Origin of the sequence: Bacillus sp. ES1-5 (assembly GCF_022487605.1) — a bacterium.
In the GTDB taxonomy this organism is placed as follows: domain Bacteria; phylum Bacillota; class Bacilli; order Bacillales; family Bacillaceae_G; genus Bacillus_A; species Bacillus_A wiedmannii.
This window is the reverse complement of the sequence record NZ_JAKVPU010000001.1, coordinates 1,190,215-1,202,220: the sequence shown is the minus strand read 5'-3', so window position 1 is coordinate 1,202,220 and position 12,006 is coordinate 1,190,215. Positions and strand designations below refer to the sequence as shown.

The 12,006-nt window shown below is 34.4% G+C and carries 14 protein-coding genes; 9 read left to right on the top strand and 5 right to left on the bottom strand.

All coding sequences use genetic code 11. From position 1 onward, the window contains the following. Positions 1–21: 21 nt before the first annotated feature. The 4 genes from MKO96_RS06085 to MKO96_RS06070 all read left to right on the top strand — a co-directional run bounded on the left by MKO96_RS06085 (position 22) and on the right by MKO96_RS06070 (position 3,000). Positions 22–1,113 carry a serine hydrolase gene (locus MKO96_RS06085; protein WP_240587013.1) on the top strand — a complete coding sequence of 364 codons (1,092 nt, stop codon included), beginning with the start codon at positions 22–24 and terminating at the stop codon, positions 1,111–1,113. Between the two features lie 50 nt (positions 1,114–1,163). Continuing rightward, entirely contained in the window at positions 1,164–1,805 is a 642-nt protein-coding gene (locus MKO96_RS06080; protein ID WP_240587012.1) for a DUF3885 domain-containing protein, read from the top strand. 158 nt (positions 1,806–1,963) lie between these two features. Further along, positions 1,964–2,539, top strand: coding sequence for a histidine phosphatase family protein (locus tag MKO96_RS06075; RefSeq protein ID WP_240587011.1), 576 nt, complete (start codon positions 1,964–1,966; stop codon positions 2,537–2,539). 89 nt (positions 2,540–2,628) lie between these two features. After that, positions 2,629–3,000 (top strand): hypothetical protein, encoded by a 372-nt coding sequence (locus MKO96_RS06070; RefSeq protein ID WP_046959012.1) that lies wholly within the window; start codon positions 2,629–2,631, stop codon positions 2,998–3,000. Between the two features lie 18 nt (positions 3,001–3,018). Here MKO96_RS06070 and MKO96_RS06065 read toward each other — a convergent pair whose 3' ends face one another. The 3 genes from MKO96_RS06065 to MKO96_RS06055 are packed head-to-tail and all read right to left on the bottom strand — an operon-like array spanning position 3,019 to position 4,639. Further along, complete coding sequence (locus MKO96_RS06065; protein WP_240587010.1) at positions 3,019–3,879, bottom strand: alpha/beta hydrolase; 861 nt, start codon at positions 3,877–3,879, stop codon at positions 3,019–3,021. A gap of 36 nt (positions 3,880–3,915) precedes the next feature. Continuing rightward, positions 3,916–4,245, bottom strand: a complete 330-nt coding sequence (locus MKO96_RS06060) for a DUF3147 family protein (RefSeq protein ID WP_240587009.1) — start codon at positions 4,243–4,245, stop codon at positions 3,916–3,918. Continuing rightward, positions 4,229–4,639, bottom strand: a complete 411-nt coding sequence (locus tag MKO96_RS06055) for a MarR family winged helix-turn-helix transcriptional regulator (RefSeq protein WP_240587008.1) — start codon at positions 4,637–4,639, stop codon at positions 4,229–4,231. The genes MKO96_RS06060 and MKO96_RS06055 overlap by 17 nt, the downstream gene beginning before the upstream one ends. Before the next feature lie 124 nt (positions 4,640–4,763). Between MKO96_RS06055 and MKO96_RS06050 the strand changes: the two genes are divergently transcribed. Then, positions 4,764–5,591, top strand: coding sequence for a PP2C family serine/threonine-protein phosphatase (locus tag MKO96_RS06050; RefSeq protein ID WP_240587007.1), 828 nt, complete (start codon positions 4,764–4,766; stop codon positions 5,589–5,591). Positions 5,592–5,633: 42 nt separating this feature from the next. Here the strand turns inward: MKO96_RS06050 and asnB are convergent, their stop codons facing one another. Next, positions 5,634–7,457 carry an asparagine synthase (glutamine-hydrolyzing) gene (gene asnB / locus MKO96_RS06045; protein WP_240587006.1) on the bottom strand — a complete coding sequence of 608 codons (1,824 nt, stop codon included), beginning with the start codon at positions 7,455–7,457 and terminating at the stop codon, positions 5,634–5,636. A gap of 263 nt (positions 7,458–7,720) precedes the next feature. On the opposite strand from asnB, the gene MKO96_RS06040 reads away from it, so the two are divergent. After that, a complete protein-coding gene (locus tag MKO96_RS06040; protein WP_240587005.1) occupies positions 7,721–8,287 on the top strand; it encodes a sigma-70 family RNA polymerase sigma factor in 567 nt (188 codons plus the stop codon). Further along, entirely contained in the window at positions 8,284–9,390 is a 1,107-nt protein-coding gene (locus MKO96_RS06035; protein ID WP_240587004.1) for a DUF4179 domain-containing protein, read from the top strand. The genes MKO96_RS06040 and MKO96_RS06035 overlap by 4 nt, the downstream gene beginning before the upstream one ends. A 40-nt stretch (positions 9,391–9,430) precedes the next feature. Here the strand turns inward: MKO96_RS06035 and MKO96_RS06030 are convergent, their stop codons facing one another. After that, positions 9,431–10,504, bottom strand: coding sequence for a WD40/YVTN/BNR-like repeat-containing protein (locus MKO96_RS06030; protein ID WP_240587003.1), 1,074 nt, complete (start codon positions 10,502–10,504; stop codon positions 9,431–9,433). Between the two features lie 212 nt (positions 10,505–10,716). Between MKO96_RS06030 and MKO96_RS06025 the strand changes: the two genes are divergently transcribed. After that, the gene (locus MKO96_RS06025; protein WP_087980094.1) at positions 10,717–11,616 is read left to right on the top strand and encodes a cation diffusion facilitator family transporter; all 900 of its coding nucleotides are present in this window, start codon (positions 10,717–10,719) and stop codon (positions 11,614–11,616) included. 193 nt (positions 11,617–11,809) lie between these two features. Further along, positions 11,810–11,980 carry a Fur-regulated basic protein FbpA gene (gene fbpA, locus MKO96_RS06020; RefSeq protein ID WP_000098304.1) on the top strand — a complete coding sequence of 57 codons (171 nt, stop codon included), beginning with the start codon at positions 11,810–11,812 and terminating at the stop codon, positions 11,978–11,980. The last annotated feature ends 26 nt before the right edge of the window (positions 11,981–12,006 follow it).

The following is a 12,006-nucleotide window of genomic DNA, read 5'->3' as shown; positions in this document are numbered from 1 at the left end:
ATGTATGAGAGGGGACATATTGTGAACATATTAAAGATTATAGGAATTGTTGCAGGAGTCATTATAGTAGCCGTTATAGCTTTCTTTGTCATTATGAAGTACTATTTGTCAAAAGAAGATCCTGATTACGTATTAAAGTACATAAAAGAACATAAAGACGATGAAACATGTTCATTATTTATTAAAAGAAATGGAGAAGTATTAACTTCTATAAATGCAAATAAAAAATTACCATTAGCGAGTACGGCGAAAATCGTAATAGCAGTTGAATTTGCTAAGCAAGTGTCAGAAGGAAAAATAAGTCGAGATGAACAAATTTCATTGCACGAGCTAGAAAAATATTACGTTAAAAACACTGATGGTGGAGCGCATCCTAACTGGTTAGAAGATGCCAAAGCGAGAGAATTAGTGAAAAATGGACAAATCGCTTTAGAAGAAGTCGCTAAAGGGATGATTCATTATAGTTCTAATGCAAATACAACATATTTGTTAGATAAGCTTGGAATAGAAAGGGTAAATGAAAGTATAAAAGAATTAGAGCTTACTAGTCATGACAAATTCTCTTCGTATACTGCTGCACTATATATGAGAGGGTATGTAGAAAAAGAGCTTCATGAGCCAGAAAATCAATCATTAGAAATGATACGTAACATGTCAAAGGATGAGTATAATAAACATGTATTACAAATTCATGAATGGATGAAAGATGAAGAAGAATGGAAAAAACGGGATATTCCATTAAAGGTAGATATGGAATTTCAGCGAATTTGGTCAGATCGATTAGTGAGTGCAAACGCTAAAGATTATATGAGTATAATGAAAATGATAAATAGTAGAAATTATTTTCCAAAATCAATGCAAGAAGAAATTGAGAATATTTTCAAAGGAACAGTTAATAATAGTAAGTTAGAATTTGCTGGTCAAAAAGGTGGCTCTACCGCATTCGTATTGACAAAAAGTTTGTATACTACAGATAAGAAGGGGAATAAGGTAGAAGTTGTAATTATGTTTAACGATATAGAAAATCAAATTGCATACCAAAAGCTGAGAAATAATATAGATTATTTTATTCAAGATGCTATAGTGGATGAAGAGTTTAGAAGGGAATTATAATAGAATAATTTTATTATGTAAACAAGATGCTATTAAAGGTAGGTGTTGAGATGGGGTTGAATGAGTATATGCTTGAAACGTTTCCAAATTTAGAACTTAGACCACCTCTATTTTATAATTGGGATATTGGTATTCGTTTTAGATTAGGTGTGAACTATGATTACAATAACATTTATGAAAACTGCCCATATTTAGAAGGCGTTTATAATAGAGCGATTACTTTATTTCAGTCTTTACATGCAACAGAAGATGATATTTATATCGTAGTGGATGTAAATGACTATGCAGACGGTGAAATTTTCAAACACAAATTGAATATCTTTTCTAAGTATGTAAAAGAGAAGTCCGATTTGTTTAAGTTACAGAAAAATACAATCCCTTATGTTTTTCCAGAAAACGATGAAGACGGGGTATATAAAACACATAGATATACTTTGAAGTGTAAAGTTTCTGACTTGAAATACATTCCTATGCTAAAAGCAATTTGTAATCAAGATATGGGAAGAAAACCGAGTATTTTTCATAGGGTGTATTTTATAAATGTTAACAAGAATACTATATTTCACGTTTATGATGATAGAGGTTGTGATGTATTAGCTACCTCTCCTAATACAATTAGGGATATTTATAATACATATAATGATTGGATATTAGAATACGATAGAAATAAAATTGGTAAAGTATTTAATTGAATGTAGTCTATTTTAATTGAGGGAAATACCATATGAGGTGTTTCCCTTTTATTAATATGAAAATCAACATTTAAATTTGACAGTACTTATTATAAAGGTAAAGGGATTTGATGGTAATGTATTGAATTTGGATAAAAACGGAAAAGGGAGATAAATAAATGACCACAATCTATTTCGTTCGCCATGCCCACTCTACATATACAAAAGAAGAACGGGAAAGGCCTTTATCTGAAAAAGGTTTGTTAGATACGCAGCATGTAACACGCTTATTAAAAGATAAACATATTGATGTTGTGATTTCTAGTCCGTACAAAAGGGCAATGCAAACTGTGCAAGGAATTGCGAATACATATAATTTATCAATACAAATGGAAGAAGATTTACGGGAAAGGCTATTAAGTAAAGAACCAGTACAGGATTTTAATGATGCTCTTCAGAAGGTATGGGAAGACTGGACTTTTGCATACGAAGGTGGAGAATCAAATGATGTAGCACAAAGTCGTGCGGTAATATGTATGCAAAGTATATTAAAAAAATATAAAGGTAAGAATATTGTAATAGGTACTCATGGAAATATTATGGTATTACTACTGAATTATTTTGATTCGAAATATGATTTTCAGTTTTGGAAAACCCTTCATATGCCTGACGTGTATAAATTAACTTTTGATAATAATTGTTTCAGTTCTGCTGAAAGAATACAGTCTACAGATTATCAGATAAATAATTTGTAAAAGTTTATCAAAAAAAGAGGAAAGGGAGAAGTTATTGTAGAAGTATGACTTTGTAACATAAAAAATATGTGTTAAAGGAGGCTGTTTACATGTTTGAGAAAGAGAAAGAAGGGCTTATTGAAGTTCAGAACGTATTTGAAATTGTACCAGCAGATGGAGCAATTATTGGTATGGCAACGGAAGAAGAAATGGAAATTGCTGCTGAACTAGAGCTGCAGTACTATGCCCATTCTCGTTTGTTAGAAGCAAATATTCAGTTAGACGGTTCCTCCTACAAAGAGTTACTTCAGGAGTTCCAGGAGTACGAAAGAAAATCAATGAGCTTTTGGCGAGCAATACATAAGCGTTTAGCTGTGCCATGGGCATGGGTATTACGTATTGACGTTGCGAATGGCCCTATATATGTAAGTAATGGGAATTCGTATTATGAAGAAATCGATGATGAAGAAGATTATGAATAGATAAGTAAGGAAGCAGCGTTAGTTGCTTCCTTTTTTTATTTGCAAGGAGTGAATTGCTTCAATAATAATATCTGGTCGAGTATTTTCAATTCCGTGACCAGCATGTTCGGCAAGTATATATTGACTATTTATTGAGAGTTGTAATTGTTCATGAATCAGTTCTTGCCACATTGTTTCTAGTTGTGTCGCTTCCTCTTTTGGCATGCCATCCTCAGTCAACTGAGTAATAGAATATTGAGGGTCTCTACCAATAACGATTAAAGGTGTTTCTAATGTTTTATATAACTCTTTTATTAAGCGAGCACAATTTTTCCACGCACATAGTTCAGAAGCTGTCGCTTTATATAATAGAGGGGAGGTAGAAAATTCAATGTACTGTCTTGGTTGATCAACGAGTATAGGTTTTAGTTCATTATTAAGCATGTCTACATCCATTTTGGAGTATGTGTTATATTTTTGAAGCCACATATCATCCGAATCCGTTTGATCAGAAATTGGTAAATAAAGTTCATCTAATCGGTGTAAGTTCATAGAAGTAGAATCAACTAAAATAAGTGCTTGCAGCTTATCTTCATGTAACATCGCAAAATGTTTTGCACATAAGCCTCCATAGGAATGACCGATTAAAATGATAGGTTCGTGAATAGCAAGTTCATATAGTAACATATGAAGTTCGTTTGTCGCTTGTCTTGTAGTACGCGAATAATTTACTAGTTCACTTTTTCCGTAACCTGGGCGATGGTATGAAATGACTTTAAAATGTTGTGAAAGTTTTTCTATAATAGGGAGCCAATCATAAAATGAGCAACCCATTCCAGTTTGAATAACTACCGTTTGTTTACTACTTCCTTTTATATATACTTCTATTGTTTGCCCCAATACCTCTACAAATTTATAAATAGTAAACCCTCCTAACTAAGATTGAAATAATTTTTGACAAGCAAAAACGATACACCAACCCCCGATTCCGAGTAGGACAGATGCACTAAGTGAAAACGAATTTTTCAACCCAATATAGACGATAAATAATAGTAGTGCGGATGCAGGAAATCCATATAATACGCCTATAGCAAATTGACTTAATTCTTGTTTGTTCCCGCCTTCGACAGAAATCCAAAATAGGCTTAGTAAACTTACAAGAGGTAGAGCAGCAATAAAGCCGCCTATCGTACTATAATGTTTAGCGATTTCAGTAATAACGCCAATAATAAGTGCGGAAACGATTACTTTAACGAGGAAATGCATATTTTGCCTCCTTCGCTAATAATGAAAAGGCTTTTTCAATTAATTGTTGTTCTTCTTTTGATAACTGAGATTCTAATATTTTTATCTTTTCTTTATCTAGTAAAGTATGCTTTTCTAATACTCCAATGCCTTCTTTCGTTAAAGTAAGGTTCACAACTCTTTCATCTTGTTTGTTTCTTTCTTTCATGATAAATCCTTTTTGAATAAGGCGCTTTACGTGTTCAGATGCTGTGTTATGAGAGAGACTAAGCTCAGTAGCGACTTTTCCAATTGTTATATCTTTCTCACGAGAAACGATTTGTAAAATACGAATGGCTTGGTGGGAAAGGTTGTCTTCATATTCATATCGTAAGTGATAATAAATACTTTCCCAATGTTGATTGATGTCTTTCATAATGATAAATCCCCCTATTTTTATATCGTATAGTAAGATATATTCGTGAATGTAGAAATGAAATCCTTTTATTTGGATAAAAAATGTTGAAAAAGTTTATTTTTATTGAAATATAAGGTAATCTATGTGTAAAGGTATACATTTAGCAAGAGAGAGGATGATAGCTGTGAATACATTCAAATGGATGAGTCATGAACAGATGTATGTAGATGAAATACATGTTGAAAAATGTGGTCCTCTTTCAGTCGGCGTATATGGGGGAAATCAAGAAAGTGATGCACATGAACGAGGAGATGCGGTACTTGCTTGGTGGGATCCTGAATTACAATTTGAATTTGTTATGATTTTTGATACACACCACAAAACAAAAAATATAGATTACATAATAGAAGCAATTTCAGAAAGAAAAGAGAAATTAAAAGAGTTATTTTCCTACCCGATACATTTAGCTTTTCATCATACACATATGTACTTATTAGCGTTATTTACAGATGAATTGTTTATTGAAAAATGTGATCAAGATGATGAGGAACTTGCATGTTTAATTTGTTTACGAAAAGGCGAATTTTTATATTGGCTATCAGTTGGTGATTGCTTCGCATATTTATTCCATTCTGAGAAAACGAAGAATGGTAAAGGTCGATTAAATAAACGGAAGAATTACGAATATATTGGTAGAAAAAATATTTTCGCAGCAAATACACCTTGCTTTACGTCAGGTGTAAGAGGATTAGAAAAAGGAATGAATCACATTGTAATGGCAACGGACGGTATTTTAGAATGTGATAAACGAAGGTTTGATGATGATCAATCTTTAGTAGAAATATTGCACGACGGAAATAGCCTGCAGATTGAACCAGTATTAACAAATGTACTGCAGTGGAAAGGTAGAGATTGTGCCACAATTATTGGATGGTCCATTGATACTGAAAATAAAAAATGCGCTAATTAATATAAAAGGAGTTCAAGGTTTTTATCCTTGAACTCCTTTTTGTTAAGCAATATGGATGTGATACGTTTTTAACCATTCATTTACTTGAAGCATATATTCCATAGCACTTCTTGCTTCAAAATTGTTAATTTCTTTATTGCTTTCATCGGCAATGGCAAGTAATGTGGAATGATTAATAAGTGAGAAAATAGGATTGTTTTTATTACTGCACAAGTCGAGTGATAAATGACGGATTGTTTGTAAATAATGTGGATCTTGTGAAGTTGGATAAGCACTTTTTCTTCTATTGCGTACATCGTCAGGTAAAGCAGGTTGCAGTGCTCTACGTAAAATGCCTTTTTCAATATTATCAATGCTTTTTATATTGAAAGGAACGTTCCATAAATATTCAACTAATCTATAATCGCAAAACGGTACGCGTACTTCAAAGCCTACAGCCATACTCATACGATCTTTACGATCAAGTAAGAACGGGAGAAATCTCGTTAAAAATAAATAAAACATTTGGCGTTGTTTCGCGGCTTTTTTACTTTCCCCTTCAAGAGTAGGTACTTCAAGAATCGCTTCTTGGAAGCGTGTATCAATATAGTTTTCTAAGTTGCATTGGTTATTTACTTCATTTAGTAGAAGAGGGGAAGTGTTTTTCCAATTTGTTAGCCAAGGAAATTTATCGATAAATAGTAAATCCTCTTGATGAAACCAAGGGTACCCACCGAATACTTCATCAGCAGATTCGCCGGATAAAGCTACAGTTGCATCTTTTTTCATTTCGCAAAATAGTAAATATAGTGAAGTTTCCATTTCGCCAGCACTCGGTAAATCTTTTGCACGGAGAGGGACGAATAAGTGATTTGCTAATTCTTCAGCATTCACAATAATGTCATGATGAGATGTCCCTACATGTTCGGAAACACGTTTTACCCAAGGAGCGTCTAAACCAGTGCGAGCAAATGTCAGCTCGAAATCTTTTGCGCTATTTACAAAGTCAACGGAATACGTATGAAGTGTTTTATTTTCCGCTGCAAACTCTTTACCCGCTAGTGCAGTAATACCGCTAGAATCTAATCCTCCTGATAACATACAAACGAGAGGAACATCGGCAATTAATTGTCTTTTTACTGTATCTTGTAAAATAGATAAAATATGTGATGATGTATCTTCAGTACAGTCTGTATGAACTTTACTTTCTAAATTCCAATATTTCTTAACTACTTTTTTATCACGTGTAAACGTTATAGAATGTCCAGCACGCACTTCTTGAATATGTTTAAAGACGCCACATCCTGGAGTTCGAAATAAGCCTAATCCAAATATTTCATTTATGCCATCCGCATCAATTTCAGCAGGGACAGATGGATGCGCTAATAATGCTTTAATTTCAGATCCGAAAATAATACTGCCATTTCTTTCTGTATAAAAGAGTGGCTTTACGCCTAAATGATCACGTGCTAAAAATAATTGTTGCTTTTGATCATCCCATATTGCAAAGGCAAAAATACCATTTAAATGTTGTACGCAGTCTTCTTTCCATTCTAAATAAGCATGTAGTAACACCTCTGTATCCGAATGCGTTTCAAATGCATGACCACATTTTTGAAGTTGCTCTCTAAGCTCGCGGAAATTATAAATTTCTCCATTATAAGTAAGAGCATACGTATAATCACCAGCGCGAAATGTCTTTGGCTGTGTCCCGCCTTCTGGATCAATAACAATTAACCGCCGGTGTGCAAAGGCTGCACGAGGTGAAAACCAAAATCCTTCAGCATCAGGACCACGATGCTGAATACTATTTGCCATCTTTTCTAAAATAATATGTTCATTTGAAAGGTCTTCCTTCCAATCTACCCAACCTGTAATTCCACACATACACATCTCATCTCCTAATTTAAAATAGTAGATTAATGAAATAAAATGTACATCAAGTTAAAAAGTCACTACATAAATAGTGTACTACATGAATTAAAGGGCAGACTTGAGAAAATTTTCTTGTAATACATAGTTATGTGAGACAATGGCTTAGGGAAAGTATTCCATAACATACAAAAAATAAAAAAAGATGAGAGAAAATATTTTGTAAGACGTTATATAGGGTGTAAAAGCTTTTACAAAAAAATAAGGGGAATCGCTACATGAAATCAAATGAGAAAAATTTTATAAAAAGATTACAACGGCAAAAAGAAGATGCACTAGAATTCGTTGTCGATACATACTTACCACTCATAAAAGGAATCACGCACAAAGTTCTTCTTTCTGTTCAAAATGATGGATTAATAGAGGAATGTGTAAACGATATATTTCTTTCCATATGGAATAACGCAAATAAGTTTCATGGAAAGCCGAGTGACTTTAAAAAATGGATTGCGGCAATTGCGAAGTTTAAAGCAATTGATTATTACCGGAAAGCGACTAAAAAAGTAGAAATTATTTCGGATGAGCTTCATATCAGTACGGAAAAGTCAGCGGAAGACGAATTAATTGTTATGGAAGATAGAGAAGAATTATTGAAGCTCATTAATCAATTAGAACCGCTAGATCAAAAGGTGTTCATTATGAAATATCTCCTCGGTATGAAGACAGAGGAAATCGGAGAGAAATTAGGATTAACCAGGGCGGCAATAGATAATCGTGTGTACCGGGGAAAAAAGAAACTACAACAAAATGCTACGAATATTAGTTTTGGAGGTAGTGCAATATGAAAGACATTTATGAACTATTAAATGATATTGATATAGATGAAAAAGAACTTGAGGAAATTGAGACTTCTGAAATTGAAAAAGAAAAAGTGAAACGTAATGTAAAACAATCGATACGTACGAAGAAAAAGATGAAAAGTTGGAAAAAAGGTGTCGCTGCAGCATCTATTTTAGTCGGCGTATCAGTTGCCATGCTTGGCATCGGATTTCCTACATACGCTGGAGGACTACCAATAGTAGGGGACATATTCCGATTTTTAGATAATGGTAGAACAGGGTTATATGAAAATTATAAAGAGTTTTCGACTGAATTGAATATGACGAGGGAGAGTAATGGGGTTAAGGTTACAATTAATGATGCTGTGTTTGATGGTAGAACAATTACAATCACATATTCTATTGAAAGCGAAAAAGATTTAGGAGAGAAACCGTTCCTATTTGGAATTCCACAGGTCAGGGGCTTTGATGGTGGGGGAGGTAGTTCGAACGTTACAAAAGTTGGAGATGGAAAATATGTAGGTATGACTACGATGAGTGGTCATGGTAGTGAAAGGTTAGATGTTGCAAATGTTTGGTGGGATATAGAGGCTATTGAGTTGGATTATGAAGGTAATGCAATAAAGGGGAACTGGAATTTCGCGCTTAGTTTAAAAGCAATGGATAGTAAGGAAGTAAAGGTTAATAGGGTTTCTGAAAATGAATTAATAAAAGTAAACATAGACAAAATGGAAGTAACCCCGATGTCATTTATCGTTTTTTTCAATCAGGAAGAATCTAAGGCATTAAGAAGTATATGGGATAGTGCGGATGTTGAGTTAGAAATAAAAGATGATTTAGGAAATCATTATGCTGGTGAAGGAAATGGTGGAAGCAGTAAAGTAGCAGAGCCACATAAAAGTAGTTGGAGTGCTACATTCCAAAAATTAAACGAAAATGCAACAAAGCTTATCGTTACACCTCGCGTACACTTGCGAGTTCATACACCTGAAAATCATGGTGGAGTGGAGTATGTGAATGGAAAAGAGAAGAAAATTGAAGTGCCGAAAAAAGAAGCGAAGAGTAAAGATATTGTTCTAGATGATATTGTAATTGATTTAAAGAAATAAAAGAGAGAATGCCTAAAAACATTAGGCATTCTCTTTTTCGTTAAAAACTAGTTACGAGTAACGCATGCGGATGCTGCGTTTTATATTCATCTTTCCACGGAATGTTTAGTTGTTCCCACGATTCGCCGCTATCATTGGATTGAAAGACGCCATTGTTATTTAAAGTGTAAAACGTATGTGGTTCTGCTGGATTTGTTGCAAACATTGAAATGACTGTACCAATTGCAGATGGTAGTCCTTGTTGCACTTGCTGGAAAGGAGTATCTTTCGTTTTACGATAAATATAAGATTCATAAGGAATACGATGATGAGCGAGGTCAGCACTCGGTGCGGCAGAAACGAGAATTGTATCACAATCAGTCGGATCGATAGCCATGCTGTATAAATAATGGTGTTCAAGTCCTTCACTGCATGAGATCCAGCTGTTTCCGCTGTTATAACTTTCAAGGTATGCGCGATCAGGTCCGCCCATAAATCCGTCACCACATGATGCATAAAGGCGATTTGGAGCGTCAGGGTGCATAAGTAATTGATGCGCATCGATAGGAGCACCGAATTTTTTATCAATCCAAGTATGCCCTCTATCATTACTTTGAATAACAGCACCAGCTTCAATTGAAACATGGATTGTATTTGGATTGTTTGGATCAACTGTAATCCAGCGTACATGATGGGTAAAAGGTCTAGGCGGAAAAGCCCACGTATAAGAAGATAATAATGATTTCATATTTTTAAGTTCAGTCCACGTTTCACCACCATTTTCTGAACGGAATAAAGCACTAGGTTCTGTTCCTACATAAACGACGCCATATCCGTTAACTTGTTCATTAGGGCTTATCGTAATGGAAGTAATCGAAGAGTGTAAAATCCCATCTTCTTTAGGGAAATCAAAGTAACGATATGAATCTCCAATCGGTTTCCACGAATCCCCGCCATCGTCGCTTAACCATAAACCTCGTCCAAATGTTCCGCAGTATACACGATTCTTTTGAAATGGATCAACAGTGATACAGGTAGGTTGCATATTTTGTAAGTGATACGCTTTCTCAAAGTGACCATATTGTTCTTTCACTACAACAAGTTCTCGCTCCATACAGAGAAATAAACGTTTCATTTTCGTAACCTCCTTAAAAATTCTTTCATTAGTAAACAATATGAAGCTGAAAAAGAAGTAGTCTTATTTTTTGTTGAGAAAAAGGACTTGTTTGAAAAATAGCGAAGTGTGTAGGTAGAGGAAGCGGACGTTTATGGGCAGTTCATGGGGGATAAAGAGGGGGAATTTGTTTCATACTAACATACAGATATTGCACTTAAAGGAGTATTGGTATGGGACATTCACATGATCACGGTCATTCTAACAATAAAAAAGCGCTACTAATTGCTTTCGTATTAACGACAAGTTTTATGATTGCTGAAGTAATTGGGGGATTTGTAACAAATAGTTTAGCACTACTATCTGACGCGGGGCATATGTTAAGTGATGCAGTATCTTTAGCGTTAAGTTTACTTGCGTTCAAGCTCGGAGAAAAAACAGCAACAACTGCGAAAACATACGGGTATAAGCGAGTCGAAATGTTAGCGGCATTATGTAACGGTGTCGTTCTTATTGTCATTTCATTATACATTTTTATTGAAGCAATTCGCCGTTTTAAAGAACCAGTTGAGATTGCTAGTAATGGGATGCTCATTATTGCTGTACTTGGTCTGCTTATTAATATTTTATCAGCTTGGATATTAATGAGAGGCGGAGATGTGAAGGGCAACTTGAATTTAAGAAGTGCTTTCCTACACGTATTAGGCGATCTATTAGGATCAGTCGGAGCGATTATTGCAGCGCTATGTATTAAATTTTTCGGATGGACTGTTGCTGATGCGATTGCTAGTATTCTTGTGTCTATTTTAGTCATTATTAGCGGATGGCGTGTAACACGTGATACGGTCCATATATTAATGGAAGGTGCACCGCAGCACATAAATGTTGAAGAGGTAAAAAGTACATTATTAAATATTACGGTTGTAAAAGAAGTTCATGATTTGCACATATGGTCTGTCACATCTGATTTTCAAGTATTAACTTGCCATTTGATTATTAAAGGTGATGAAACGCAAAATGTATTAAAAGAGGCTACGGATGTATTAAAGGAGAAGTTTCATGTAGAACATGTCACCATTCAAGTAGAAATAGATGGTGAATTTAATCATAGTGAGACAACTTGCAAAGTATGAAAGAAAAAGGATAAGAAAAAGTGTCATAACATTTTTCGCACGGCATACATATATATAATGTGGCCACAAATACTTTGCAAGGTAAATATTTCATGAAATTACTTTACTTATAAAGAGTCATCTTTTATAATCAAAAGTGGTAATTGATAAAGATTATCATTTTCAATGATCGTAGAAAGGAGTTTTTTTAAAGATGAGTAGTCAACTCCGTTTTGCTGTTGAAAATCGTAAGAGGCATTTAATTGATGAGTTAATTGGAGCAGGTGTGTTTAAAATTCGCGACCGACAATTATACGAGCTGTCTTTAGAGGAATTGGAAAAAGAGTACGAAGATATGGAAGAATATGCAGATATTCAGGCGTAACTATATAGATTAGCAAAAGGTGAGCT

Bases quoted from the DNA above. Each gene is read 5' to 3' on its own strand.
- MKO96_RS06080 (WP_240587012.1), top strand. From the start codon at position 1,164: ATGGGGTTGAATGAGTATATGCTTGAAACGTTTCCAAATTTAGAACTT.
- MKO96_RS06075 (WP_240587011.1), top strand. From the start codon at position 1,964: ATGACCACAATCTATTTCGTTCGCCATGCCCACTCTACATATACAAAA.
- MKO96_RS06070 (WP_046959012.1), top strand. From the start codon at position 2,629: ATGTTTGAGAAAGAGAAAGAAGGGCTTATTGAAGTTCAGAACGTATTT.
- MKO96_RS06060 (WP_240587009.1), bottom strand. From the start codon at position 4,245: ATGCATTTCCTCGTTAAAGTAATCGTTTCCGCACTTATTATTGGCGTT.
- MKO96_RS06055 (WP_240587008.1), bottom strand. From the start codon at position 4,639: ATGAAAGACATCAATCAACATTGGGAAAGTATTTATTATCACTTACGA.
- MKO96_RS06050 (WP_240587007.1), top strand. From the start codon at position 4,764: ATGTGTAAAGGTATACATTTAGCAAGAGAGAGGATGATAGCTGTGAAT.
- asnB (WP_240587006.1), bottom strand. From the start codon at position 7,457: ATGTGTGGAATTACAGGTTGGGTAGATTGGAAGGAAGACCTTTCAAAT.
- MKO96_RS06040 (WP_240587005.1), top strand. From the start codon at position 7,721: ATGAAATCAAATGAGAAAAATTTTATAAAAAGATTACAACGGCAAAAA.
- MKO96_RS06035 (WP_240587004.1), top strand. From the start codon at position 8,284: ATGAAAGACATTTATGAACTATTAAATGATATTGATATAGATGAAAAA.
- MKO96_RS06030 (WP_240587003.1), bottom strand. From the start codon at position 10,504: ATGAAACGTTTATTTCTCTGTATGGAGCGAGAACTTGTTGTAGTGAAA.
- MKO96_RS06025 (WP_087980094.1), top strand. From the start codon at position 10,717: ATGGGACATTCACATGATCACGGTCATTCTAACAATAAAAAAGCGCTA.
- fbpA (WP_000098304.1), top strand. From the start codon at position 11,810: ATGAGTAGTCAACTCCGTTTTGCTGTTGAAAATCGTAAGAGGCATTTA.